This is a genomic window from Micromonospora sp. WMMD730, from assembly GCF_049178955.1.
GTDB classification, from domain to species: Bacteria; Actinomycetota; Actinomycetes; order Mycobacteriales; family Micromonosporaceae; genus Micromonospora; species Micromonospora wenchangensis.
On record NZ_JBMHML010000002.1, the window covers coordinates 5,236,713 to 5,263,424 of the forward strand.

At 72.8% G+C, this 26,712-nt stretch carries 16 protein-coding genes; 7 read left to right on the top strand and 9 right to left on the bottom strand.

Annotation, left to right across the window (positions count from 1 at the left end):
* Positions 1-8: 8 nt before the first annotated feature.
* Positions 9-1,523, top strand: a complete 1,515-nt coding sequence (locus tag ACN265_RS22150; RefSeq protein ID WP_420115236.1) for an FAD-dependent monooxygenase — start codon at positions 9-11, stop codon at positions 1,521-1,523.
* Positions 1,524-1,589: 66 nt separating this feature from the next.
* Here ACN265_RS22150 and ACN265_RS22155 read toward each other — a convergent pair whose 3' ends face one another.
* Together ACN265_RS22155 and ACN265_RS22160 are read right to left on the bottom strand one after the other, a co-directional pair.
* Entirely contained in the window at positions 1,590-1,841 is a 252-nt protein-coding gene (locus tag ACN265_RS22155) for a phosphopantetheine-binding protein (protein ID WP_204924120.1), read from the bottom strand.
* 20 nt (positions 1,842-1,861) lie between these two features.
* Positions 1,862-2,821, bottom strand: coding sequence for a ketoacyl-ACP synthase III family protein (locus ACN265_RS22160; protein ID WP_377684961.1), 960 nt, complete (start codon positions 2,819-2,821; stop codon positions 1,862-1,864).
* A gap of 629 nt (positions 2,822-3,450) precedes the next feature.
* Here ACN265_RS22160 and ACN265_RS22165 point away from each other — a divergent pair.
* From ACN265_RS22165 to ACN265_RS22190, 6 genes are all read left to right on the top strand, one after another.
* A complete protein-coding gene (locus ACN265_RS22165) occupies positions 3,451-6,444 on the top strand; it encodes a BTAD domain-containing putative transcriptional regulator (protein ID WP_421409262.1) in 2,994 nt (997 codons plus the stop codon).
* Between the two features lie 820 nt (positions 6,445-7,264).
* Entirely contained in the window at positions 7,265-8,050 is a 786-nt protein-coding gene (locus ACN265_RS22170) for an AfsR/SARP family transcriptional regulator (protein ID WP_420116804.1), read from the top strand.
* Complete coding sequence (locus ACN265_RS22175) at positions 8,047-8,823, top strand: thioesterase II family protein (RefSeq protein ID WP_357932452.1); 777 nt, start codon at positions 8,047-8,049, stop codon at positions 8,821-8,823. Before ACN265_RS22170 ends, ACN265_RS22175 begins: the two co-directional genes overlap by 4 nt.
* Before the next feature lie 185 nt (positions 8,824-9,008).
* Positions 9,009-9,860, top strand: coding sequence for a hypothetical protein (locus ACN265_RS22180; RefSeq protein ID WP_377684955.1), 852 nt, complete (start codon positions 9,009-9,011; stop codon positions 9,858-9,860).
* A complete protein-coding gene (locus ACN265_RS22185; protein ID WP_421409265.1) occupies positions 9,857-12,967 on the top strand; it encodes a non-ribosomal peptide synthetase in 3,111 nt (1,036 codons plus the stop codon). Before ACN265_RS22180 ends, ACN265_RS22185 begins: the two co-directional genes overlap by 4 nt.
* 12 nt (positions 12,968-12,979) lie before the next feature.
* Complete coding sequence (locus ACN265_RS22190) at positions 12,980-14,197, top strand: cytochrome P450 (RefSeq protein ID WP_204924112.1); 1,218 nt, start codon at positions 12,980-12,982, stop codon at positions 14,195-14,197.
* 285 nt (positions 14,198-14,482) lie between these two features.
* Here the strand turns inward: ACN265_RS22190 and ACN265_RS22195 are convergent, their stop codons facing one another.
* From ACN265_RS22195 to ACN265_RS22225, 7 genes are all read right to left on the bottom strand, one after another.
* On the bottom strand, positions 14,483-14,698 hold the full coding sequence (locus ACN265_RS22195) for a DUF5988 family protein (protein WP_232377272.1): 216 nt from the start codon (positions 14,696-14,698) through the stop codon (positions 14,483-14,485).
* A 163-nt stretch (positions 14,699-14,861) separates the two neighbouring features.
* Positions 14,862-15,896, bottom strand: coding sequence for a 2-oxoacid:ferredoxin oxidoreductase subunit beta (locus ACN265_RS22200; protein ID WP_421409268.1), 1,035 nt, complete (start codon positions 15,894-15,896; stop codon positions 14,862-14,864).
* Positions 15,886-17,766: a 2-oxoacid:acceptor oxidoreductase subunit alpha gene (locus ACN265_RS22205; protein WP_421411581.1), complete on the bottom strand. Its 1,881-nt coding sequence runs from the start codon at positions 17,764-17,766 to the stop codon at positions 15,886-15,888. Before ACN265_RS22205 ends, ACN265_RS22200 begins: the two co-directional genes overlap by 11 nt.
* Before the next feature lie 27 nt (positions 17,767-17,793).
* Positions 17,794-18,642 carry an alpha/beta fold hydrolase gene (locus ACN265_RS22210; protein WP_420119296.1) on the bottom strand — a complete coding sequence of 283 codons (849 nt, stop codon included), beginning with the start codon at positions 18,640-18,642 and terminating at the stop codon, positions 17,794-17,796.
* A 79-nt stretch (positions 18,643-18,721) separates the two neighbouring features.
* Entirely contained in the window at positions 18,722-19,636 is a 915-nt protein-coding gene (locus tag ACN265_RS22215) for an NAD-dependent epimerase/dehydratase family protein (RefSeq protein ID WP_421409270.1), read from the bottom strand.
* Between the two features lie 85 nt (positions 19,637-19,721).
* The gene (locus ACN265_RS22220) at positions 19,722-22,946 is read right to left on the bottom strand and encodes an ATP-binding protein (protein WP_421409272.1); all 3,225 of its coding nucleotides are present in this window, start codon (positions 22,944-22,946) and stop codon (positions 19,722-19,724) included.
* 83 nt (positions 22,947-23,029) lie between these two features.
* Positions 23,030-26,710, bottom strand: a complete 3,681-nt coding sequence (locus ACN265_RS22225; RefSeq protein ID WP_421409274.1) for a hypothetical protein — start codon at positions 26,708-26,710, stop codon at positions 23,030-23,032.
* Between the last annotated feature and the right edge of the window lie 2 nt (positions 26,711-26,712).

Here is a 26,712-nt window from a genome sequence, read left to right on the forward strand (position 1 = left end):
AGTCGCACATGACCGCACCAGTGATCATCGCCGGAGGGAGCCTGACCGGGCTCATGCTGGCGCACGAGCTGGCCCTGTGGGGGATCGACGTCGTCGTGCTGGAGCGCAGCCCCGACCTGACCGACGAGTCACCCGGGCAGGCGATCAACACCACCACCGCCGAACTGCTCGACCAGCGGGGCCTGCTCGCCGGGCTACGCGGGCACGTCTCCCCCGTGCAGGGCACGCACTTCTCGCTGATGTGGCTGGACATGTCGGCGCTTTCCGGCCGACATCTGCCGGCCATGCTGCTCGGGCACCAGTTCATCGCGCGCCGGCTCGACGAGGCCGCCGTGGCCCGTGGGGCCGATGTGCGCCGGGGCCACCGGGTGACGGCCTTCACGCAGGACGACGACGGCGTACGGGTCCGGGTCGGCACCGCCGACGGCGAGTACCACCTGCACGGCAGCTTCCTGGTGGCGGCCGACGGTGAGGACAGCACGGTGCGCGCGGCCGCCGGCATCGCCTTCCCGGGCGCGGGCCCGGCGAACTGCGGTCTGGTGGCCGACGTCGAGATCGCCGTCGCGGAGCTGGCCCCGGAACACCGTGGGTCACGGTTCTGCCCCGGTGGGGGCGTCTACTCGGCGGTGCCGGTCGGGCCGGAGCTGCTGCGGGTCATCACGGCGGAGTTCGACGTCGCGCCCCCCGCCGACACCGCGCCGACGACAGCCGAGCTGCGCGCGGCGGTCGCCCGGCTCACCGGCGCGGAGTTGCCGGACGTGCCGGTGCGCTGGGTACGCCGGTACGGCGGGCAGACCCGGACGGCGGACCGGATGCGCAGCGGCCGGGTCTTCCTGGCCGGCGACTCGGCGCACACCTTCTATCCGTTGGCCGGTCTCCGGCTCAACCTGTGTCTGCAGGACGCCGTCAACCTGGGCTGGAAGCTCGCCGCGGAGCTGTCCGGCTGGGGTCGGCCCGGCCTGCTGGACACCTACCACGAGGAGCGTCACCCGCAGGCGGTACGCGCGGCGGATGCCACCGACGCGCAGCTCGCCCTGATCCATCCGATCGACCGGGTGACGCCGCTGCGCGGCCTGTTCGCCGAGCTGCTGCGGCTGCCGCAGGTGAACACCTACCTGCTGGAGCTGTCGACCGGGCTCGACGTCCGGTACGACGTCGGGGTGGAGCCGTGCGGCCCGGTTCCGGTGGGCCGCCGCCTGCCGCACGTGCCGCTGGCCGGCGTCCGACCCCTGGCCGGTACGGCGGGGGGCTCGGCGACATCGACCTGCGTGGCCGACCTGCACCATGCCGGGCGCGGCGTCTACCTGGACCTCGGCGGCCGTACGCCGGTGCCGACCCGGCGCACCCTGGCGGCGCTGGGCGACCGGGTCGACGCGGTTCGCGCGGAGCCCACCGGGGAGATCCTGGCGGACGCCGTCCTGGTGCGTCCGGACGGTCACGTCGCCTGGGCCGGGGATCCGGTCTCGGATGCCGAGGGGCTGTCCGGCGCGCTCAAGTCGTGGTTCGGTGAGCCGGCCGGGTGACCGGTCGTGCCGTACGAGCGGCGCCCCCGGCCGGTGGCCGGGGGCGCCGCTCGTACTGCGGTCGGGTCAGGGCGCGGTGACGGTGCCGGCGAGCTGCTGTGACCAGGCGGTCACGGTGGGCGCGGCGGCGAGGTCACCGAAGCGCACGCTCATCCCGGCGCGACGCCAGCCGTTGACCAGCCGCATCAGTTGCAGGGAGGTGAGTCCGAGCTGGACCAGGTTGGCGTCGTCGCCGATGGCTGCGGCGTCCAGCCCGATCACGACGGCGATCGCCTGTCGGATCTCCTCACGTGTGGTGCCCGCGGTGTCCTGCTGCACGATGGGTCCTTTCCGTCGACTCAGCGGTACTCTTCGATGATCTTGATTACGGCGCAGCCGACCTCGATGCCGACGCCGACGGCGAGCAGCAGGACGTGGTCACCCGGGCCGACGGCTCCGGTGGTCACCAGGTGGTCCAGCGCCAGGATCTGGTCGCTGGCGCCGCAGTGCCCGACCGTACGGCTGAAGTCCCACACGGTCTGCGCGTCGGTGATCCCGAGGGGGTCGAAGATGCCGTTCTGGAGCTGGTCGAGGGCGACCCCGCTGTGTGCGACCCGGGCGATGCCGGCCATCGTCACACCGGCCTCGTCGAGCACCCGGTCGACCGTCTCGGTGACCAGGTCGCCGAGGTGGAACACCGGCGGGGTGACGCCGTTGGCCCACTGCTCGGCCCAGTAGCGGGAGCGCGATTCGAGGTCGACCTGCCGCCCGGTGGTGATACTGGGCGGGAAGAGCGGTTCGCCGCCGCGGTGCAGGACCTCGGCCGCCGGGTTGGACGCCGAGCCGACCGCGAGGAGTTCGGCGAAGCCGCCCCGGGTGGACAGCAGGGCGGCGCTCGCGCCGTCGGCCAGCACGTAGTGCGAGCTGATCCGCCAGCGGTCGACGACCGGGGTGGAGAAGTTGTCGGCGGCGGTGAGCAGGACGGCGGTCGACCCGGGGTCGGCCATCAGCTGCGCGGCCGCCAGCCGCAGCGCCGACAGCATCCCGTTGCAGCCGTGGTGGATCTCCAGCGCCGGCACCGCCCGGACGCCGAGTGTCTCGTGCAGGATGTAGTGCGGGGCGGACCAGGTGTCGGGCCCCTGGTAGTGGACCGGGCAGTGCATCAGCGCCGCGACGTCCTCGGGGCGGTGGGCCGAGCGCTTCATCGCCTCCGCGGCGGCCTGGAACGCCATGTCGGGGGCGGGCGTGTCCGCTGACACCGCGATCGAGTGCAGGTCGCTGTGGATGCGGTTCCCCTCGTCGTACCAACCGCGTTTCACGGCTTCTTCGGTGGTGATCCGGTCCGGCAGATACGTGCCGACACCAGCGACAAAGACGTTCCGGACTTTCATTGCCACCCGCTTTCGGGAAATGGTGCGGCCAACATCCCCAACGGTCCTCGACCTGCCTAACGGCGACCTAAAGAGGATCTTGGTACGGGCCCGCACCGCCGCAGCCGCAGCCGCACCGCCGGGCAGCGGATCGACGGGCGACGCCGCCACCCCTCCCCCGGCCCGCCCGTCGTCCCGGGGCCCGCATTTGTGGCTGACATGCAGGCGTCGGTGCTTGCGGGGAGGCTTTTCGTGAGGGAGAGTCACCGAACGGGCGAGTCGCATCGCCGACAGAAGACACCCGGCCGAAACACTTCCGTGCACATCGTTAGCGGTACCCCTGCACCGCTGGACGGTTCCGGGCCCCGAAGCCCTTCGGCAAAATTCTCGGAACGGTCTTAACGACCATATCGACAACACGGGATAAAGCAGGTTGACACCCTCGCTGAAACATGATTAATTGCGATTCGTCACATCTCTTGGGGAGGGATACGTTGGCATCCGGTGATGATCGGGAGGCGTTGATCACCGCCGATCAACCAATTGTCTTCAAACTCCTCGGTCCCCTGGAAGTGTGGGTGGACAGCACCCGCGTCCCGCTCGGCGGCACCCGGCAGGAACTGGTGCTCGCGGCCCTGCTGCTGGCCACCGGATGCGTCGTCACCCTGCAACAGCTCGTTCAGGTCGTCTGGGAGACGCACCCGCCGTCGACGGCGGCGCACCAGATCCGGAAGATCGTGGCGGACCTGCGTCGGCGGCTGCCCGCCGGGCTGATCGTCACCGACGGGCCCGGCTACCGGATGGTCATCCACGACACGGCGGTCGACCTGCAGATCTTCGAGAGACAACTCGTCCGGGCCCGGGCCGCCGAGGACGACGGCCGCCCGACCGAGGCCATCGACGCCCTGACCACCGGTCTGTCCCTGTGGCGCGGCGACGCGCTGAGCGGCATGAACGGCCTCACCGTACGCACCGCGGCGGCCCGCGCCGACGAACGTCGTCTGATGACCGTCGAACGTCTGATCACCCTGCAACTGGAGATCGGCGAGGAGGGCGACCTGGTCGGCCAGCTCCGGGCGCTGGCGGCCGAGCACCCGATGCGGGAACGGTTGCTGGTCCTGCTGATGACCGCGCTCTACCAGAGCGGGCGGCAGGCCGAGGCCCTCCAGGTCTACGCCGACGCCCGGCAGTCGCTGGCCGACCAGTTGGGCATCGATCCCGGGCCGGAGCTGAGCCGGCGGCACGAGCAGATCCTGCGCAACGACCCGGCCCTCGACCCGCGTGCCGCCACCCGCGCGTCGGTGCCCACCGTCCGGGTGGTGACCTCGTCGAGCCGCCCGATGACGATCCCCCGGGACCTGGTCGACTTCACCGGGCACGACGAGACCCTGGAGACGCTCGTCGGCTTCGCCCGGCCGGACGCCACGGCGCTGACCCTCGTGTCGATCAACGGGATGGGCGGCGTCGGCAAGACCACCCTGGCGATCCACGCCGCGCACCGGCTGGGCAGGGAGTTCCCCGACGGGCAGCTCTTCCTGGACCTGCACGGCTTCACCTACGGCCGGGACCCGGTCGACCCGGTCGAGGCGCTGGGCGTCCTGCTGCGTGCGGTGGGCACCCCGGGCGAGCAGCTCCCCACCGACCAGGTCGGCAGGTCGGCGCTCTGGCGGGCCACGACCGCCGACCGGTCGCTGCTGATCCTGCTGGACAACGCCAGCAGCGCCCAGCAGGTCATCCCGTTGCTGCCCAGTTCGGCCACCAGCCTGGTGCTGATCACCACCCGGTCGCGGCTCAACGGATTGGACGGGACCCACTCGGTCACCCTCGATCCGCCGCTCGACGACGAGGCCAGCGCGATCGTCCACCGCCTGCTCGGCGACCGGCACCCGGCGACCGAGGCCGAGGTGCAGGCCCTGGTCGAGGCGTGCGGCCGGCTGCCGCTGGCCCTGCGGATCGCCGTGGCCCGGTTGCACAACCGCCCGAAGTGGACGCTCAGCTACCTGATCGGCCGGCTGCGCCGCGAGGGGCGGCTCATGCGGGAACTGGTCCTCGACGACCGCAGCGTCGCGGCCAGCATCGGCCTGTCCTACCACGGGGTCGGCCCCGACCACCAGCAGATGTTCCGCCTGATCGGGCTGTTCCCCGGGGAGAGCTGCGACGCGTACACGGCGGCGGCCCTCGCGGGCGTCCCACAGGAGCGGGCCGAGCAGATCCTGGAGGACCTGCTCGACTCGCAGCTGCTCATCCAGCGGCAGGTCGACCGGTACGAGATGCACGACCTGGTCCGCAACTTCGTCCGTACCGTCCTCGCCCAGGACGAGGACGAGAACACCACCGCCATCCACCGGCTGCTCGACTACTACGTGGTCACCGCGGAGACGGCGGCGAACCGGGTCCAGCCCGGCCGGTTCGTGACCGAGGCCCGGGTGCGGTACCCACCGCAGGACGTGGCGCCGCTGGCCGACCAGGCGGAGTCGCTGGAGTGGTTCGAGGCCGAGCGGCGCAACCTGCTGGCCGCGATCGACCTGGCGGCCGACCGGGGACACGACTTCCACCTGTGCCACCTGCCCCGCACGATGGCCTTCTACCTCTACGTCCGGGGCGAGATGCACGAGCACGTCGCCACCTTCCGCAATGCCGCCGCCGCAGCCCGCCGGATCGACGAGCCGGTCCACGAGGGACTCAACCTGATCAACGTGGCGATCGCGCACTGGTATCTCGGGGAGTTCACCGAGGCCCTGGAGTGCTACGCCGACGCGCTGGCCATCGCCCAGGACACCAACGACACCGTCGGCGAGGGCACCTGCCTGGGGCGGATCGGCATCGTCTGCGCCAGCATGGGTCGCTTCGAGGAAGCGCTGAGCTACCAGCAGCGGGCGCTGGCCATCCACCGCACGATGGGCAGCCAGGCCGAGCAGGGAAACGCGCTGAGCAACATCAGCCAGTTGCAGAACGTCCTCGGGATGCACGCCGAGGCGGTGACGAGCGCCCGGGAGGCGGTGCGCCTGCTCGACGGCCGCGACCAGCCGGCCGATCTCGCCTCGGCGCTGACCCGGCTCGCCTCGGCGCAGAGCAACCTGGGTGAGGGGTCGGCCGCGCTGGCCACACTGACCCTGGCGACCGTCCCGGTGCAGACCACGAACAGCCGCCGGGCCCGCGCCATGCTCGAGACGCGGTACGCCGAGGTCCTGATGCGGCTGGGCCGGCTCGCGGAGGCGGAGCGGCACGGCCTGGCCGCGCTGAGCCTGCTGGGCGGCCTGGAGAACCCGGCGCTGCGCGCGGAGGTGGAGAACGTCCTCGGTCGGGTCCACACGGAACGGGGCGACTTCACCGGCGCCCTGGCCCGACACCGCAGGGCCCACGAGAACGCCGACCGGATCGGGCTGCGCCTCGAACAGGCGCGCGCGCTCGACGGGATGGGACGCGCCCACGCCGGCCTGGGTGACTTCGACCGGGCGGTGACGGACTGGCGGGCCGCGCTGAGCCTCTACCAGGTCATGGGCACCACCGGCGACGATCTGGAGCAGCGCCTCGGGTGTCTCGAGCAGTCCCGGTCGGCCGTGTCGCACTGACCGGCGGATGCGGTGCCGGGCGGTCGCCGTACCCGGGGAGCGTCCGCACCCCGCAACAGCGCCGCCCGATTACATCGATCAAGGTAATTACCATAGGGGAGTGTCGTGGTGATTTGCCACGACTCGTTGACGTAATTCGGTCGGCGAGCGCCTCAGCGCGGGCCACCATTGTCGAGCAGCGGCCCGTCGGCGACCGCGACAACGGCATGACCCTCCGGACCGGCCACCACACGACCGGGGTCGGCGGCGGATCCGGTGGCGGCGAAGGCCCCGACGGCCAGGCACAATGCGACAGCGGCCCGACCCATAACGCGGATCTTGAACATGACATTCCCCCGGTGCTCGTCGGTCGTTTTGACAATGCCACTGTCACAACCGTCGCTACCGGAACGATCCCACATCGGTCCCGGCGAATACCATTGTGATCCCGGATCGCGAGTACGACAACACTGCCGCACTTATGGGCGCATGACGCAAAACGCATTCAAACCCATCGGTTGTGGCGACTCCGGCCGATGGGGTAGACATGGTGTGCCCGCCACGGCCGGCGCCGCCCTCTCCCCCGCGGCCGATGCCGACCGGTGACGGCCGTCCCGTCGCCTCCCGCGCGTCGACCGCACCGGCATTCCCACCGCGAAGTGCGGCAACCCGGCAGGCGGGAACGGATCGGGACCGATTCGGTATCGGCCTGCGCCACAGTGGTGTGGTGACTTCGGTTGACCCGACGGCGGACTGACTCGCCACCACAGCGCCGGCACTCCACCCGATGCCACGTACCGCCGACACCGAGCCGGCGGGCGACTCGACGGGGGGAACATCCGTGAAGTACGAGATCCTTGGCGAGATCCGGGTCCATGGCGTCAGCGGTGTCGTCACACCCCGTACCCGCAAGACCGAGACCCTGCTGGCGGTACTGCTGGCGAAGACCAACCAGATGGTCACCTCCGACCAGTTGCTGAACGAGATCTGGGGCGAGGACCCGCCCAGCCGGGCCAACGACGCGCTCTACGTCTACATCTCGCAACTCCGCAAGGTGCTGCGCGGCAGCGGCCACCACGCCGCCATCGTCACCCGGCCCCGGGGGTACACCATCCTGACCGACGCGGGCGACCTCGACGCCGACGAGTTCCGTCGGCTCGCCCACCTCGGCCAGCAGCTCCGTCGCGCCGGCCAGTTCTTCCCGGCGGCCCAGACGCTGCGCCGGGCGCTCCTGCTCTGGGGTGGGCCCGCCTTCAGCGGGCTGATCGACAGCCCGGTCGTGTACGCGTACGCCACCCTGCTCAACGAGCTGCGCATCGAGTGCATGGAACAGCTCATGGAGATCGAGCTGACCCTCGGCGGTCACCGCGAGATCGTCGGCCAACTCTCCGCGCTCATCACCGAACAGCCCCTGCGCGAGAAGCTCTACCAGTACCTGATGCTCGCCCTGCACCGTTCCGACCGCCGGGCCGAGGCGCTGGCCGTCTTCCACACCGCCCGCCAGCGGCTCGACATGGAGATCGGCATCGAACCGTGCCAGGCCCTGCGCGACCTGCACCAGCACATCCTCCAGGACCGCGACCTCGGGTCGTCGATGCTGGTCAGCCCGCTCGCGGCGGCGTCGTGACCACGACCGCGGCGAACGTGCCGTACCGCACCGACGAGCCCGACCTCTGGCTGCGCCGGTTCGGCGCCCGCAGCAGCGGCGGCCCCACCCTGATCTGCCTGCCGCACGCCGGCGGCGCGGCGACCTTCTTCCGGCCGCTCGTCGGGCTGCTCGCCGCCGAGGTGGACGTGACGTGCGTGCAGTACCCCGGCCGCCAGGACCGCCGCGGCGAGCCACCTGTCGACACCATCGACGCCCTGGCCGACCTGCTGACCGAGGTGATCCTGCCGACCGTGCGCGGGCCGGTGGCGTTCTTCGGGCACAGCATGGGCGCGATCCTCGGCTTCGAGGTGGCCCTGCGCCTGGAACAGCTCGGGGTCGCCCCGCTGCGGCTGTTCGCCTCGGGTCGCCGGGCGCCCGGGGTGTCCCGGCACGAGACGGTCCACCTGCGCGACGACCGTGGGCTGCTGGCCGACGTCGCGGAACTCAGCGGAACCGAGGACGACGTCTTCGCCGACGAGGAACTGACCGCGATGGTGCTGCCGGCCATCCGGGCCGACTACCGGGCGATCGAGACGTACGCGCCCCGGCCCGGGGTGCCCCGGCTGCGCTGCCCGGTGACGGCGCTGCACGGCACTTCCGATCCCCGGGTGGACCTCGCCGACGCGCGCGCGTGGGCGGGCCACACCGACGGCGGGTTCCGGCTGCAACCGTTCCCCGGTGACCATTTCTTCCTGCTGCGGCAGTGGACCCCGGTGGCCCGGGCGATCCGAACGGATCTGCGGCTGGGCTGACCCGCCCTCGACACGGACCGGCCCCGGTGCGAACAGGCAGCGGGGCCGGTCGGATCGCGTCCCCTCCTAATTGTCCCGGGCGATAAAGATCGACGCTGATCGACGCATGACGGGCTTTAGAACGGTTTCAGCGACCCGCCATAGCGTTCGCCGGACGGACAATGGAGCGAGGGGACCGACACACGATGAACGAATCGACCACCTGGCGAGCATTGACGACAGGCAGCACCGACGAGGTCGTCCTGGCCATCGACTTCGACGCCACCGGTCGCCCGGAGGCGCGGTTCGCCGACCTGGCACCGCACCTGGGACCGGATTCCAGCGTGTGGGAGACCGTGCCACTCGGGATGGACGCGCTGGCCGGACCCAGCGGCGAGGGATACGTCAAGCGCTGGGCCGACGAGGTCCGCGCCAGCGGCCGTACGGTGACGGCGGTCATGGGGTTCTGCGCCGGTGGCGCACTGGCCCCGGCCCTGGCCGCGCAGGTCGGCCAGTGGCAGCCGGAACCCCCGCTGATCCTCTTCGACCCCGAGACCGTCACGCCGCTGACCATGTACTGGCAGTTCGCGAAGATCATCGAGGTGGCCACCTCGTCGCTGACGCCGGCCGAGCTGGACGAGGCTCGCGAGGCGGGCCGGCAGGCCCAGCGCGACCTGGGTGACCTGGAGCCGCTGGCGGACCGGCTCAGCGAGATCTTCGGACAGGTCGGCGCGGTGGCCTTCCCCCGGCTCGGCCTGGACGCCACCAGCGCCGCCGAGGTGGTCACCCTGTTCCGCTCCTTCATCAGCTACCTGTGCGCCGCCGGCCAGTTCGACCCGCTGCCGGCGTGGTCCCGGGCCACGGTGCTCACCTCGGCGAGCCCCACCAGCGGTCTCAACGGCTACCGGACGATCAACCCGCAGGCCCCGACGAACCTCGCCGGCGACGAGATCACCTTCTCGGTCGGGCACGCCGGCATGCTCGCCGACGCCACGGTCGCCGCGACCACCCGGGAGCTGCTGGCCCGGACCCGGGTCCTCGGGGGAGCGCGGTCGTGACCGGGCCGGCCGCCGCCACCCGCAAGGAGGAGGCACTGTGGATGCTCGACCAGCTCGTCCCGGGTTCCGGCGTCAACAACCTGGCGGTGGCCCTCGACGTCGAGGGTGAACTCGGCGACTGGGAGCTGGAGGAGACCCTCGCCCGGCTGCTGGCCCGGCACGCCACCCTGCGGACGGTCTTCCGCGACACCCCGGCGGGGCTGCTACGGCACGTCCTCGGGCCGACCGAGATCACCGTCGCGCTCGACCAGCACGAGGTCGCACGGGCCGACCTGGAGGAGCTGCTCACCGCCTACGTGGGCAGGCCGTTCGCGATGGACGGCAGCCCGCTGCTGCGCGCCGGACGGTTCCGTACCCCCGACGGGGACGTGCTCTGCCTCGCCGTGCACCACCTCAACTTCGACGCCCTGTCCTCGGTGGTGCTGACCGAGGAACTGGTGGCCCTCTACACCGCGGTCTCGGAGGACACCGAGCCGCCCGCCGAACTGGCGCAGCCGGCACCGGTCTGCGTGGAGACGGCACCGAGCCAACGCAGCCTCACCTACTGGCGCGACCAGCTGCACGGGTTCGACCCGTCTGGGCTCGCCCTGTGGTGCGAGGGGCCGGACGTGGCCCAGCCGACCCTCACCGGCGACCGGGTCACCGCCCGCCTCTCGGCCGCCGCGTACGACGCGGTACGTGCCCTCGCCCGCCAACTGCGGGCGCCGGAGGCGGTCATCCTGTACGCGGCGTACAGCCTGCTGCTGTCCCGGCACGGTGCGGGCCGGGACGTCGTCGTGGGCGCGCCCGCCTCGCTGCGGACCGCCGAGAGCAGCCGGGCCGTCGGCTACCACATCAACACGTTGCCGCTGCGGCTGCGCATCCCGCCGGGCGTCACCTTCGCCGACCTGGTCGGGGAGGCCCGGGGGGTGTTCCTCGCCTCGATCATCCACCGTGAGGTGCCCGTCGAGGCGCTGATGGCACAGTTCCGCCCGGCCGCCGGCTCCTGGCGTAACCCGGTCTTCAAGCACCTGTTCAACTACGTCCCGGACGAGGGGCAGGCCAGCTACGACCTCGGTGGGCTGCGGGCCGAGCGACGCATCGTGGAGAACGGTTTCAGCAAGTTCGACCTGGAGTTCTTCGTCGTCTCGACGGCCGGCGCGCTGGACGTGCGGGCGGTCTTCTACACCGAGGTCCTCGGGCGGGCGGACGTGACCGCGATGCTGGCCCGGTTCGACGCACTGCTGGTGACGCTCGGTCAGCGCAGCGGGGAGCCGGTCGACGCGCTGCCGCTGCACGCCCCGGCGGACCTCGCCACCATCGACACGGCGAACGCGACCACCCGTCCGGCGCGAAGCCCCTCGGTGCTGGCGGCCATCGCCGACCGGGTCGCGGCGGCCCCGACGGCGGTCGCGGTCCGCGACGGCGACCGCGCGGTGTCGTACGCCCAGATCTGGGCGGCGGCGGACCGCACCCGCGCGGCCCTGCGCGCGGCCGGTGTGGGTCCGGGCGGGGTGGTCGCCCTGCTGGGCCGGCGGGGTCCGGAACTGCTCGGCGCGGTCCTGGGCACCTGGCTGGCCGGGGCCGCCTACCTGCCGGTCGACCCGGCCCACCCGTACCAGCGGATCGTCTACCAGCTCGACGACTCGGGCGCGGGGGTGGTGATCGCCGATCCGGGCACGCCGGTGCCGGAGGCGCCCGGCCGGGTGGTGCTGCACCCGGTGGAGGTCGCCGACGTCGACCCGGCACCGGTCGGCCCGCCCGCCGACGGGCTCGCCGCCGGCGACGACCCGGCCTACCTCATCTACACCTCCGGGTCGACCGGACGCCCGAAGGGCACCTGGATCACCCACCGGGCGCTGGCCAACCTGATCGAGCACTTCGTCGACCTGCTCCGCGCCGACGCCCGCACCGCGACGCTCTGGCTGACCACGTTCAGCTTCGACATCTCGGCGCTGGAACTCTTCCTGCCCCTGGTCACCGGCGGGTCGACGGTGGTCGCCCCGGACGCCGCCCGCACCGACGGGCAGGTGCTGCTGGACGTGCTGCGGCGGCACCCGGTCGACGTCGTGCAGGCGACGCCGACGACCTGGCGGCTGGTGGCCGAGCAGGCGGGGGACGTCCTGCGCGACGTCCGGCTGCTCAGCGGCGGCGAGGCGCTGCCGGCCGGGCTGGCCCGTCAGCTCGCCGGGGCCGGTCGGGAACTGCACAACGTCTACGGCCCCACGGAGACGACCATCTGGTCCACCGCGGCGCTGCTCGCCGCCCCGTTCACCGGACCCGTCCACGTCGGTGCACCGATCGCGAACACGCAGGTCTTCATCGCCGACCCGGAGGGCCGCGAGTTGCCGGTGGGCCTGCACGGCGAACTCTGCATCGCCGGTGAGGGGGTGGCGATCGGCTACCACCGCCGCCCGGAGCTGACCGCCGAACGGTTCGGCGGGCACGAGCGGTACGGGCCGTTCTACCGCACGGGGGACCTGGCCCGCTGGCGGCCGGACGGCACCATCGAGGTGCTCGGCCGGATGGACCGTCAGGTGAAGCTGCGGGGCAACCGGATCGAGCTGGGCGAGATCGAGTCGGTGCTCGGCGAGCATCCGGCGGTCGACGCGGCGGCGGTGCTGGTGCACGGCGGCGCCGACGGCACGCTCGTCGCGTTCGTCGTCGGCCCCGACCCGGACGACGCCGTCCACGACGACCTCTGGCGGCACGCCATCGGGGTGCTGCCGCACGCCGCGGTGCCGCAGGAGTTCATCGTCGTGGCGGGCTTCCCCACCACCGGCAACGACAAGGTCGACTATCCCGCGCTGGGCCGGCTCGCCGAGGACCGCAGGCGTCGGGCGCGCGAGGCCGCACGCCCGACGGCGGCCAGCGGCGACCCGGTGCTCGACGAGCTGATCACCCTGTGGCAGGACCTGCTCGGCCATGCCGACGTGCACGCCGGGTCCAACTTCTTCACCGCCGGGGGGCACTCGTTGCTCGCCGCCCGGCTCGTCCAGCAGGTCGAGGCCCGGCTGCGGGTCCGGCTCGCGCTGTCCGACATCTTCGCCAACCCCACGCCGATCGCGCTCGCCGAGGGCGTACGGGCGGCCCAGCGGCAGCGCCTCGACCGGGTCTCACTCAACTAAGGAGCATCCACCATGACAATCACCAGCGACCTGCCCGTCGTCGACCTGCCCGCGCTGCCGTTCGAGCGCGACCAGTTCGACGTCAACGGCATCGCACCGCTGTTCCGCGAGCTGCGGGACACCCAACCGATCGTCCGGGTGCGTACCTCGGCCGGTGACGAGGCGTGGCTGGTCACCCGGTACGAGGAGGTCAAGACGCTGCTCAACGACCCGCGCCTGGGCCGCTCCCACCCCGAGCCGGAGAAGGCGGCCCGGGTCGCCAACGCGGCCGTGCTGACCGGGCCGCTGGGCACCCCGGACAAGGAGGTCGCCGCCCGGCAGCGGTTCCGGCGGCTGATCGGGCCGTCGTTCGCCGCCCGCCGGGTGGAGAAGCTGCGCGGCCAGGTACAGGAGATCGTCGACCAGCTGCTCGACGATCTCGCGGCGAGCCCGCAGCCGGCCGACTTCCACGAGGCGCTCTCGTTCCCGCTGCCGGTGCTGGTCATCTGCCAGTTGCTGGGCGTGCCGACGGAGGACCGCGCCGAGTTCCGGCACTACTCGGCCGGCGCCACCGCGCTCGACGACCCCGCCGCGGCGAAGGCCGCCTGGGAACGGCTCGTCGCCTACATGTACCGGCTGATCGACATCAAGCGCGCCGAGCCGGGCGAGGACGTCTTCTCCGACCTGCTCGCGGTCGCCGAGCAGGAGAACCTCAGCGACGACGAGATCGCCCGGATGGGTGCCGGCCTGCTGTTCGCCGGCCACGAGACCACGGTCACCCGGCTGGACCTCGGCACCCTGCTGCTGCTCACCCACCCCGACCAGCGGGAGAAGCTGCAGAACGACCTGAGCCTGGTGCCGTCCGCGGTCGAGGAGATGCTGCGCATGGTCGCCCCGTCCACCCAGGACGTGCTGCCCCGCTACGCACACCAGGACATCACGGTCTGCGGCACCGACGTGCCGGCCGGTGACCTCATCCTGCTCGCCTTCACCGCCACCAACCGGGACCCGGACGTCTTCGTCGACCCGGACCGCTTCGACATCACCCGTGACTCCGACCGGCACATCGCGTTCGGGCACGGGCCCCGGTTCTGCATCGGGTCGAGCCTCGCGCGGGCCGAGTTGCAGTGCCTGTTCGCGACGCTGCTCGTCCGCTTCCCCAATCTCCAGCTCGCTGTCCCCCCAGCCGAGCTGGAGTTCCGCGATTTCACCCTCACCGGTGGCGTAACTTCCCTTCCCGTCACCTGGTGAGCTGAACGCGCGGAACCCACTGGCACCGCCGGCCACGTCCCGCCGGCGGTGCCAGTGTCGCGTCCGGGGCACGTCACCGGGACGCGCGGAACCCCGGGGAGGCGGCCGCCGGCCCACGCGGACCCCGGCCCATACGGAACCCCACTCCCCCCGCCTGCCCCCGTCGCGCAGCGGCTCACCCGGCCGGGCCGGCGGCTCGCCGGGCCCGGCCGGCGGCTCGGGTGCGAACAGCGCGGTGGCCGCCATCCGGGGGATGATGGCGGCCACCGCGGGTGGGGGGAAAGGTCACTCGGCGATACGGGTCTGCGCCGTCCAGCGGTAGATGACGACGTCACCGTCGACCGCCGTCAGCGACTCGTCGGTGCGCTCGAAGTGCTCGTAGCCGCAGCCGTACTGGACTTTGATCTTCGGCTCCAGGCTGTTGACCAACCGGGCCCGAAAGTCGTCGGGGAAACCGTTCGGGCCGCCCTCGAGACGAACCCTCACCTGCGACGTGGTCATGGCCATACCTCCGGCTCTGTGCTGTCGACGGGCTGTGCGAAACGGTGGGGTCGGGGAGCGCCGGTGCCGACGCCCCGGCCGGTGACGACGCCGGGCCGGTCACCGGCCCGCACGGGCCGGGAACGTCCTCGGCCCCGTCCGTGTCGTCTGCGGTGCACGGCGATCAGCCGATCGTCCAGGTGTCGCCGCTGTCGAGCAGATCGGTGAGCATCCGCGTCGGGTCGCCGGGCCCGGTCGGGGTGGCGTGCGCGACCTGCGCGCGCACGGTGTCGTCGTAGCAGGGCCGGTCGACGGCGCGGAACACGCCGACCGGGGTGGTACGCAGGTCGGATCCGGAGAGCCGGGACAGCGCGAACGCGTACGCCGGGTCGGTGACCGACTCGTCGTGCACCACGATCTCGCCGGGCGGCACCTGCGCGGTGGGGCGGACGGCGAGGCCGAACCCGCCCGGCGGATGCGTGACGCAGAACCGGCCGTCCGTGCCGAACCGGATCGGCTCGCCGTGGGTGAGCCGGATCAGGTGGTCGTCACGGACGTCCGGGTCCTTCAGTGGCGCGAAGGCGCCGTCGTTGAAGATGTTGCAGTTCTGGTAGATCTCGACGAACGCCGAGCCACGGTGGGCCGCGGCGGCCCGCAGCACCGACTGCAGGTGCTGACGGTCGGCGTCCAGGGTACGGGCGACGAAGCTCGCCTCGGCGCCGAGCGCGAGCGAGAGCGGGTTGAAGGGCGTGTCGGGTGAACCGACCGGCGTCGACTTGGTGGTCTTGCCCAGTTCGGACGTCGGCGAGTACTGCCCCTTGGTCAGCCCGTAGATCCGGTTGTTGAACATCAGGATCTTGAGGTTGACGTTGCGGCGCAGGGCGTGGATGAGGTGGTTGCCGCCGATCGACAGCGCGTCGCCGTCGCCGGTGACCACCCAGACCGACAGGTCGGGCCGGCTGACGCACAGGCCGGTGGCGATGGCCGGCGCGCGTCCGTGGATCGAGTGCATCCCGTAGGTGTCCAGGTAGTACGGGAAGCGCGACGAGCAGCCGATGCCCGAGATGAAGACGATGTTCTCGCGCGGGATGCCCAGCTCCGGCAGGAACCCCTGCACCGCGGCGAGGATGGCGTAGTCACCGCAGCCGGGGCACCAGCGGACCTCCTGGTCGGACCGGAAGTCCCGGGCGGTCAACGACAGGGCGACCTCAGGCATCACCGATCACCCTCTCGAAGGCGTTCTCCAGTTCGCCGGTGGTGAACGGCGAACCCTCGACCTTGGTGTGGGACACCACGTCGACCAGGTACCGGGCGCGCAGCACCCGGGCGAGCTGCCCCAGGTTCATCTCGGGGACGACCACCCGGTCGTAGCGGGCCAGGACGTCGCCGAGGTTCGCCGGCAGGGGGTTCAGGTGCCGCAGGTGGGCCTGCGCCACGGCGTGTCCGCGCCGGCGCAGCGCCCGGCACGCGGCCGTGACCGGCCCGTACGTCGAGCCCCAGCCGAGCACCAGCACCCGGGTGTCCGGGTCCGGGTCCTCCACCTCGACGTCGGGCACCGGGATCGAGGCGATCCGGGCCGCCCGGGTACGCACCATGAGGTCGTGGTTGGCCGGGTCGTACGAGATGTCGCCGGTGCCGTCGGCCTTCTCCAGTCCGCCGATCCGGTGCGCCAGTCCCGGCGTGCCCGGGACCGCCCACGGCCGGGCCAACGTCTGCGGGTCCCGCAGGTACGGCAGGAACCGGCCGTCCGGGCCGTTGGGCTCGCGGGCGAAGCTGACCCGGAGGTCGGGCAGCCGGGACACGTCCGGCAGCAGCCACGGCTCGGAGCCGTTCGCCACGTAGTTGTCCGACAGCAGGATGACGGGGGTGCGGTAGGTCAGGGCGATCCGGGCCGCCTCGATCGCCGCGGCGAAGCAGTCCGCCGGCGTCGCCGGGGCGATCACCGCCAGCGGCGCCTCACCGTGGCGGCCGAACAGCGCCATGTCCAGGTCTGCCTGCTCGGTCTTGGTCGGCATGCCGGTCGACGGGCCGGCCCGCTGCACGTCGATGACGACCAGCGGCAGTTCCAGCGCGACCGCCAGGGAGATCGTCTCGCCCTTGAGCGCCACCCCCGGCCCGGAGGTGGTGGTCACCCCCAACGCCCCGCCGTAGGAGGCGCCCAGGGCCGCCCCGACCGCGGCGATCTCGTCCTCGGCCTGCATGGTGGTCACCCCGAACCGCTTGTGCTTCGACAGCTCGTGCAGGATGTCCGAGGCGGGCGTGATCGGGTACGCGCCGAGGAACACCGGCAGCTCCGACCGGACGCCGGCCGCCACCAGCCCCAGCGCCAGCGCCGCGTTGCCGGTGATGTTGCGGTACCTGCCGGGCGGCATCGGGGCCGGCGCGACCTCGTACCGGACGGTGAAGTCCTCGGTGGTCTCGCCGTAGTTCCAGCCGGCCCGGAAGGCGGTGACGTTCGCGGCGGCCAACTCCGGGCGGGTGGCGAACTTGCGTTCCAGGAACCGCAGGGTCGATGCGAACGGGCGGGCGTAGATCCAGCTCAGCAGGCCGAGCGCGAACATGTTCCTGGCCCGTGCGGCGTCCCGCTTCGACACCCCCGTCTCGGCGAGCGCGCCGAGGGTCAGTGTGGTCAGCGCCACCGGATGGACCTCGTACCCGTCGAGCGAGCCGTCCTCCAGCGGGTTGGCCCGGTAGCCGACCTTCGTCAGCTGGCGTCCGGTGAACTCGTCGGTGTCGACGATGATCGCCGCACCGCGACGCAGGTCGGCGAGGTTCGCCCGCAGCGCGGCCGGATTCATCGCGACCAGGACGTCGGGCGCGTCGCCGGGGGTGAGGGCGTCGACGGCGGAGAAGTGGAGCTGGAAGCTCGACACGCCGGGCAGGGTGCCGGCCGGTGCCCGGATCTCGGCCGGGAAGTTGGGCAGTGTCGCGATGTCGTTGCCGAGCTGGGCGGTCTCCGAGGTGAACCGGTCCCCGGTGAGCTGCATCCCGTCGCCCGAGTCGCCCGCGAAGCGGATGACCACCCGGTCGAGCCGCCGGACCGGCGTCTCCCCCGGTGCCGCACCGGTCGTCGTCGTGTCGTGCACCATCGTCGTCATGGTTCCGCCTCCCGAGCGTCACACGCCGAAACTGGAGAGCACCTCGCGCAGCCGGGCGGCGAAGGCGCGGGGGTGGGTGGTCAGCCCGGCGTGCCCGCCGGGGAACTCCGAGGTCGCCACCCCGAGGTGGGCCGCGAGGCGTTCGGCGGCGACGTATCCCCACACGCCGCGCGAGTCCTGCCCGGCGGCCGGGACGACCCGCGTCGGCCCGGTCTTCATCGCGTCCAGGTCGTCCATGTCGAGCCGGTACTCCCGGAACGCGGGCAGGTCCCGGGACAGGAAGAACTCGATGTTCGCGGTCCGCCGTTCGTCGGGCGGCGGGGGCATGGTGACCCCCGGCTCGGTCGCCAGCCGGCGGAAGTCCACGCCGTTGAGCGCGCCCAGGCGCAGCAGTGCCGGCAGGCCGCCGGCACCCCGGTGCAGCTCCTCCGCCTCGTCGAGGCCGGCGTTGACCGTGCGGCACAGGTCGTCGGCCAGCAGGTCGAGGATCGGCGGCTCGTGCGTGACCAGCACCCGGACCTGTTCCGGGTGCCGGGTGGCCAGGTGCAGCCCGGTGAGACCACCGATGCTCGAACCGAACACCACCGCCGGCTCCGAGGTCACCTCGGCCAGCAGCCGGTGCACGTCGTCGGCGTGGGTCTCCACGGGCACCGGGCGGCCGTCGTCGGGGTCGATGACGCTGCGCGACAGGCCACGCCGGTCGTAGGTGACCACGGTGTACGCCTCGGCGAGCTGCGCGACCAGACCGGCCGCCCGGTCGGCGTCCCCGTCCCCGCCCTGGAGTATCAGCAGCACCGGTCCGGAACCGCAGATCTGGTAGTACAGGTTGGCGTCCGGAACCCGAAGCGTGCGACCGATCTCACTCATACGCCCGATCGTCGCGGGCGGACCTAACGCGAACCTTGCGTCCGGCTGTCGCGTCCCGGGGCGCCCGCCGGCGGCGGTGTCAGCCGGTGGGGGCGAAGGTGTCGCGCAACGCCGGTTCCAGCGACCGGCCGGTGGTGGGTTCGACGAACAACTCGGCCAGTAGCAGGTCGGCGAGGTGGGTGGGGTTGAGACCCGCCTCCCGGCGCGCGAGAGCGTGCAGCAGTCCGCCGCAGCCCAGCGCGGCACGGGCGGCGGGGGCGGGCAGGCGGCCGACCCGGCGCGGCCGGCCGACGGCGTGGGCGATGCGGGTCATCATGGCCGCCCAGGTGAGGTTCTCGTCGGCGACCGGGACGTCCTCGCCCCGGGCCTGTTCGAGCGCGTCGGCGGCGACCTCGGCCACGCTGCGCGCCGAGGCGGTGGCCGTTCCACCGACGGGGACCGCCAGCGGCGCCCGGGACCGCGCCCACCGGTCGAGCGGACCGGCCCAGTTGGGCAGCCGGTCGCCGGCCCGGCCGAAGACGAACGGCAACTCCAGCACGGTGACCGGCAGCTGCGGGCCGGCGGCGGCGCGTCCCTCGGCGGCCTGTTCCCGCCGGCACCTGATGTAGACGTGCCGGTCCGCCAGCCGCCACTGCGGATGCCGCCGGTCGAAGAAGGTGTAGTACGACCCGGTCAGGACCGCCCGGGTGAGGCCCTCGGCGCGGGCGGCGGTGAGCAGGCGTACCACCGGGTCGACGAGTTCGCGGCGCAGCAGCGGGTGGATCGGCCGGGGCAGCACCCGCTGTTCGTCGGCCCGGGTGGCGAGGACGACACCGTCGTGGCCGGCGAGCAGCGGTCGCAGGTCGTCGGCCGAGGCGGACTCGACGTCGAGCAGGTGGTCGACGTCCGGCCGGGCGGTACGGGCCACCGTGGTCACCCGGTGTCCCCGCCCGCGCAGCACCTCGACGACGTGCGCGCCGATCAGACCGCTACCACCCACCACGAGGATTCTCACGTCTCATCGTCCACTGCGGACCGGGCCGATTGTCAAGCCGCGCCCTCCGGTGGCCGCCACCGTCGGCGGCCACCGGCCCGGTGGATCAGGTCGCCAGTTCGGCGAGGAACCGCTCGGCCCGGCGGGTGTGCAGGAACGCACCCCGCTCGGCGGACGCCGTCCGGGCCCGCTCGGCGGCGGCCCGGACGACCTCGACCGGCTCGCCCCGCGCCCGCAGCAGCCGGGCCCGCAGCAGGAGCAGCAGTCCCTCCGGGTGACGCTGACCGCACGACTCCAGATAGTGGTCGGCCTGGTCGAGCGCGCTCGCGGCAGCGTCGACCGCGCCACCGGCGAGGAGCATCTCGCCGAGGAGCCCGTGCCAGGCGGCGACGTCCGAGCGGGGCGGGTCGAGCAGGTGCGCGGCGATGAGCCGCCGGGCCCGGTCCGCGTTGCCGAGCGGGTCCCGACCGGTCACCGCCAGCGCCCAGCAGCGGGCCAGCCGCTGGTAGGTGCCGAGGAAGACGAACGAGAACCCGGGATCGACGGCGATCCCCCGGCCGGACGCGCGCAACGCCAGCACCGGATCACCGACGATCACCGCTATCCGGGCGGCGGCGCACGCCCACACCGTGAGCGTGTACGGGTCGTCGCCGGCCAGGTCCTCCAGCCCGTCGAGCACGGCCCGGCCGTCGGCCACCGCGCCGTGCAGGGTGGTGACCTCGGCCAGCATCGCGGCCATCAGCAGCTGGAGGTCGTGCCGGACGGGGTCCTCGTCCCGGCGCGGAACGTCGAAGATCATGCCCCGGGACCGCTCGAGCCAGCGGACCGCCTCACCGATCTCCCCGTAGTCCCACTGTTGCAGGCCCCAGGCGTGCAGGCCGCAGGCGAGCACCCACGGATCGGCGGACTCCCGCCCCCACTCCAGCAGCCGGCGGGCCAGCGGGGCGCTGCGGTCGAGTTCGAGCGCCTGGACCAGGGCGGCCCAGCGGGAGTAGAGGAAACCGGCCGCCTCCCGCTCCCGGCCGAGGTCCCGGGCCAGGTGTTCGGCCCGTTCCAGCAGGTCGGTCACCGAGGAGCCGTACATCGACCGCATGCCGAGGACGGCGGTGAGCTGGGCGAGGGCGGACAGCTCCCACCCGGCCAGTCCCGCGCCGCGCGCCACCTGCACCGCCGAGCGCAGCCACCGCTCGGCGACGTCGAGCGCCGACTTGCCCGCCGCGTGCCGGCCCGCGCGGATCAACGCCTGCGCCGTACGGGCCGGTTCGGCGAGAAGGCCGGCGGACCACAGGTGGTGGGCGAGGCGCTCGACCACCGTCTCGGCGTCCGGACCGCCCTGTTCGAGCGCGTCCGCGATCCGCAGGTGCAGCTGTCCCGCCTGGGCCGGCCGGGTCGTCGCGGTCACCGCCTCGCGGACCAGGTCATGGGAGAACCGCAGCGAGAACGGGTCGTCCGGGCGGCTGTGGAGCATCCCGAGCGCCCGCACCGGTTCCAGCCGTTCCAGGCAGCGGTCGAGGTCGAGTCCGGCCACGCGGGCGAGCAGCCCGAGTTCCACGTCCCGGCCGATCGACGCGGCGATCCGGAGCAGGTCGCGGCTGTCGGCGTCCAGCCCGGACATCCGGTCGATGACCACGTCCCGGACGGTGGCCGGGACACCGGTGCACCCCCGGGGCCGGTCGGTGAGCAGCCGGGACAGTTCCCGGACGAAGAACGGGTTCCCGGCGGTGCGGGTGAGGATGCCACGGGTCGACTCCGGGGTGGGCGTCGAGCCGGTCTCCCGGCGGACGAGTTCGGCCACCTCGGTCTCGTTGAGGTTGCCCAGCCGGATCCGCTGGTGACCGGGGAGCCGGCTGACCGTGGCGAGCATCCGGGACAGCACGGAGCCGGGGGTGGGGGCGTGGTCGCGCAGCGCGCCGACCAGGAGGGTGCCGCCGGGCAGCCGGGCCGCCAGGTGGCTGATCAGGCGCAGAGACGCGTCGTCACCCCACTGCAGGTCGTCGAGGGCGAGCACCGTCGGCCGCCGCGCCGAGGCCGCGGCGACGATCGCGACGACCTGTTCGAAGAGCCGGAACGGGAATCCGTTGTCGGGCAGCACCGGCGCGGCGATGTCCCGGCGCGGCTCCAGCAGGCTGCCCAGTTCCCGGCCGACCGGGACGTCCCCGGGCGTCGCGTCGAGGACGGCGCGGATGACCTGGACCCACGGCCACATCGAGGGCGCGCCCCCGCCGTCGAGGCACTGCCCCCAGACGACGAGCGCGCCGCGCCGCGCCGCCTCGGCGGTGGCCTCCCGCAGCAGCCGGGTCTTGCCGACCCCGGGTTCACCCTGGACGAGCACCAGCGCGGTGCCGCCGGTGAAGGCCGCCGTGGTCGCGTCCCGCAGGGTCGCCAACTCGCCGTCCCGGCCCACCAGGCCGTCACCGGCCGGGGTTAGCGGCACGGACGGCAAGGCAGGTGCCGGCGGCGCGGACGGCCCGGCGGGCGCCGGCGGTGACGCCCGGCCGAGCGCGCGGTGGTATGCCTGGGCCAGCACCGGGCCGGGGTCGACCCCCAGGTGCTCGGCGAGGTCGGCACGGACGGCCCGGAACACGGCCAGCGCCTGCGCCTGCTGGCCGGCGGCGGCCAACGCGGTGACCAGTCCCGCCTGCACCGGCTCGTGCAGGGGCGTCATCGTCGCCGCCAGCCGTAGGGGGGCCAGCACCTGGTGGGGCTGCCCCGCCGCGACGGCCAGGTCTGCGGCGGCGACGGCGGCGGCGGCGAACTCCCCGTCCAGCGCGGCGAAGAGGGCGACCGCGCCGGGCCGGTGCGTGTACCCGTCGCCGGCCGGTCCCCGCCACAGCGCGAGCGCCCGGCAGTACGCGTCGAGGGCGTCGGCGTCCCGACCCCGGGCCCGGTGGGCGGCGGCGGCCCCGACGTGCCCCCGGAACGCCATCAGGTCGAGCAGTTCCGCCGTGGCTGACAGGCGGTACCCGGTCGCGTGCCGGTGCAGGTAGGAGCCGGCCGCGCGGGGTGGCAGCCCGGGTTCCAGCAGGCGGCGCAGCGCACCGACGTACTTGTGGATGACGTTGACCGCGGTCGCGGGGGCGTCGTCGCCCCAGACGAGGTCGATCAGCTCGGTGGTGCTGACCGGTTCCCCGGCGCGGGCCAGCAGCAGGAGCAGCAGGTAGGCCCGCTGGCGGGGGCCCGGGTCCAGCTCGACGCCGCCCCGCCGCACGCGCAGCGGGCCGAGGATCTGTAATCGCAGCGCGCCCTGCGGCCGGGTCCGGTGCCCACCCTCGACGCCATCTCCCGACGACAGCCCCACCACGCCCCGGTAACCCCCGACCGTCGGTGACATCGACGCCCTTCAGCTTACGCCGGGGAACGTCGTGCCGGCCGGCCCGCGGGACGCCCGTCGCGGGGTCGTCGCCCCGCGTCACCTCACCAGCGCCAGCCCTCCCGCCCGGTGTCCGGCACGGACTCCACGCTCAGGTGCGCGTGCAGGCCGTGGTCGGTCAGGTAGGTCTGGACGAGTTGACCCTGCACGACGGTGTTGTTGTAGATGGTCATCGAGGCGGTGTCCTGGTGCACGCACCAGACCTGCCCCTGGCTGTACGGGTCGTAGCCGTCCAGCACCACGTGCGCGCCGGGCAGGGGAAGGCCACCGTCCGGGGTGGACGTCAGGTACTCGTCGTCGTACAGCAGGTAGAAGCACCGGTCGGCGCCGCGCTGCCCGGCCGGCACCGGCTGCCACTCCCGGCTGCCGGTGGTGGCGGGCAGCAGCTGCACCGGCCGGCCCTCGACGCCGTCCGGGTCGGCCACCCCCAGCTCGGCCGCCGTGCCGGCGGGCGCGACGACGGGCAGGATGTCCCGCCGCAGTTCGAGGTCCGTCGAGGACGCGAGGAACCAGCGTTGGTACGGCGAGTCGGTAGCGTCCCGGGCGGCCAGCACGAAGTCGCCCGGCAGCACCGTGAGCGCCTGCCCGGTCAGGTAGTTGAGCAGGGTGTACGTGCCGTCGCCGTTGGACACCGGCCGCCACAGCTGGGCCAGCGACGGTGACCAGCCCAGCGCGGCGCGGGCGTCCGGGGCGGCATCGGCCAGGCCCAGGTAGCGGTCGTCGGTCGAGTTGCCCTCCCGGACCCGTTGCAGGCGCAGGTAGCCGGGGACCTCGTTGTCCCAGTCCAGCCGCCACTGTTGGGCCCGCGACGGGGCGTAGGCGGTGTCCACGACCAGTGGCCCGCCGTTGGGTTCGGCGTCGGCGACGCGGGTGGTGGCGGCGTTGCGCAGCAGCGCCCGGCCGGGCATCGTCGGGGTGGCCAGCGGCGGCACCTCCGCGGCGGCGCGCAGGTCGAAGCCGTAGGTCACCGGGTGGTGGTCGGAGTTGGTGATCGTGTTCTCGGTGTGCGCCCGGAAGAGCGTCGGCGCGCCGTTGCCGAAGTCGGTCACCGCGTAGTCCAGGGTGTTCGTCGGGCCCGTCGTCGGATGGGTGTTGCCGTCCGGGGCCATCACGGCGAACTGGTTGACCGGTAGCGCGTTGCGCAGGTTCTGCGGCTCCCGGTTGAAGTCGCCGAGCACGACCCACTCGTAGGTGCCGTTCGCGCCGGGGTTGTTCTGGATGAACGTGCGGATGTTCGCCAGCGTGGTCGGCATGTCGTTGCCGTTGCCCGCCCAGCCGTGCACGGTGAAGAAGAACGTCTCGCCGATCCGTACGCCGAGCGCCGGCCGGGCGCCCGCCTGCCCGGCGACCACGGCGACCTGGTCGGCGCGCTGCGCGGTGGCGATGGCGAGGTTGACCCGGTTCGGGCCCTGCGTCGAGGTGTCCGTGTTCAGCCAGTACAGGTGCCGGGTGGGTTCACCGAGCAGGGTGCCCAGGTAGTACTCGTACACCGGGGGGAAGACGCCGTTGTTGGCGAACACCTGCTGGGCGTGCCGCGCCATCTCGTGCGCGCTGCCGGCGGGCGGCGACCCGGCCTCCTGGAGCGCCACCGCCAGCGTCCCCGCGCTGAGGAACCCCAGCACTGTCGCGTACTTGTTCTCGTAGGTGCCGCCCGCGCTGGAACCCGCCCCCTGCATGTTCCAGGTCACGACGGTCCGCCGGTTGCCGTCGCGGGGTTCGAGCTGGCCGACGTCACGCAGGAACAGCGACGGCCACCGCTCGCCGGCGCGTACCGCGACGCCCTGGCCGGCGTAGTTCACGGTCTCCCGGCCGGACCAGTCCTTGATCGGCGCGCCGCCCTGGCTCAACGGGGTGAACGCGCGTGGGTTCGCCGCGTCGGAGCCGAACTGGTAGATCGCCTCCGTCTCGCCGCTGTCGCTGGAATACGGCTCGTAGGGCAGGTAGGGGCCGCCCGGGACGGACTGTTTGATCATCGTGTTGCGGTGGAAGACGTTCTGCGGGCCGGACGCCCCGGACCACTTGATCGCCTTTGCCGCCGCCGCCCACCAGATCGGGAACCAGGTGCCGTCCTCCAGCTCACCGCCCTCGCCGCCGCAGTTGGCGGTGCAACTTCCCGACCGGTGCTCGTACGGGACGCGGACGGTGTTGCCCTCGAACAGGTTGTAGCGTTCCCAGCCGCCGTGCAGGTTGAGGTCGGAGTCCAGGTCGTTGCCGAACGCCACGTTGCCGCTGGCCGACCACTGGAACGTGAAGTGCCGCAGGTTCCGGCTGGTGTTGTACGCCCACAGCGAGTCCCAGACCCGGCTGCCGCGCAGGTAACCGTTGCCGCCCTTGCCCTTGTTCCACGCCCCGTCGAACGTGTTGTGCTCGATCTGGAGGTTGCGGGCGACCTCGGTGACGATCGGGTGCGAGCCGGTCATCGACCCGGCCAGCCCGCGCGCCCAGCTGTTCGCGGCCCACTTGAACGCGATGCCGTGCATGGCGTACTCGGGGGCCAGGTTGCCGTAGTTGTGCACCGCGTCGGTCGGGCTGGGGTGGTAGACGCCGCCGAGCAGCTTCGGCAGACCCTCCAGCTCCTGGGAGAAGGCGAAATTCTCGAAGCCGACCCCCTCCACCGCCCGCAGCGGGGTGATCTTGCTGGGGTAGACGTTGCCGGCGATCGGCGCGGAGCCGTCCGAGGTGGAGTCGACCGGTGCGTCGTACTCCAGCGGGCGGTCCAGCGTGACTGTCTTCGCCGAGGTGTTCACGGCGATCGCCCGGAACATCTGCTGACGCATGTGCAGGTTCTCGCGGGTGCCCGGATCGTCGGGCGCGAGCCCCTGCTGTTCGTAGAAGCGCAGGCTGTTGGCGACCCCGACCCAGACGTAGCCGCCGACCCGGAAGCCGTCCATCTTCGCCTTGGCGTCCAGGCGGATCACGTTCTGCCCGGCGCGGGCCGAGAACCCCGGGTCGGTCGACGCGGAACCCAGTTTCTGGCCGGAGGCCCAGTGCTGGTTGATCGAGCCCTCGAACAGGTCCTTGCGGTTGGCGGGGGCGGCGGCCCACTCGTCGGCGTACCGGTCGGCGACCTCACGGGTCTGCACCTTGAACAGGGCACGGCCGGGCCAGATCCACCCCCCGGTGCCGGTGTCCGGCGGCGAACCGAACGTCATCGTGTCCTGGTTCCACCGGCTGCCGTCGGCGGTCAGCGTGTCGTACCGGGTGTTGACGTCCGGCCGGAACACGACCCGGGTCCCGCCGCTACCGGCGCCCTGCCCCCGCAGCACCAGGAAGTTCGCGTCGACGTAGATCTGCCGGGAGATGTCGATCCGCCCGGCCGGCAACCCGATCAACGAGAGCCGGTGCGGGTTGCCCGACGGCGAGCAGTTCGCCTTGATCCGGTCGATGGCCGACTGGAGGCCGACGCTGTCGTCCACCGCGTCGTCGGCGCGGACCCCGAACTCGGTGGCCAGCCGCGCCGCGTCGATCGTGCAGGACCCGCCCGCCAGGTCCGCGTCCGACGGCAACGACTGGCCGCCGAGATAGCCGACCCGGGACCAGTCGGGCAGCCCGGCGACCCCGCCGATCCGGTTGCCGGCGGTCAGGTCCGCGTCCCCGGCGACCCCCGCCGAAAGCGACGCCGCCCCGACCGGCGGTGCCGCCACCGCCCGCGCCGCGGACGGCGGAGGCACCGCGACCGTCGCGACGAGCACCAACCCCAGCAGTACGCGGACAGCGCGGACCATGG

Coding starts and splice junctions, on each gene's coding strand:
- ACN265_RS22210 (WP_420119296.1), bottom strand. CDS start 18,642: ATGAGTGAGATCGGTCGCACGCTTCGGGTTCCGGACGCCAACCTGTAC.
- ACN265_RS22180 (WP_377684955.1), top strand. CDS start 9,009: ATGAACGAATCGACCACCTGGCGAGCATTGACGACAGGCAGCACCGAC.
- ACN265_RS22150 (WP_420115236.1), top strand. CDS start 9: ATGACCGCACCAGTGATCATCGCCGGAGGGAGCCTGACCGGGCTCATG.
- ACN265_RS22225 (WP_421409274.1), bottom strand. CDS start 26,710: ATGGTCCGCGCTGTCCGCGTACTGCTGGGGTTGGTGCTCGTCGCGACG.
- ACN265_RS22190 (WP_204924112.1), top strand. CDS start 12,980: ATGACAATCACCAGCGACCTGCCCGTCGTCGACCTGCCCGCGCTGCCG.
- ACN265_RS22195 (WP_232377272.1), bottom strand. CDS start 14,698: ATGACCACGTCGCAGGTGAGGGTTCGTCTCGAGGGCGGCCCGAACGGT.
- ACN265_RS22205 (WP_421411581.1), bottom strand. CDS start 17,766: ATGGTGCACGACACGACGACGACCGGTGCGGCACCGGGGGAGACGCCG.
- ACN265_RS22220 (WP_421409272.1), bottom strand. CDS start 22,946: ATGTCACCGACGGTCGGGGGTTACCGGGGCGTGGTGGGGCTGTCGTCG.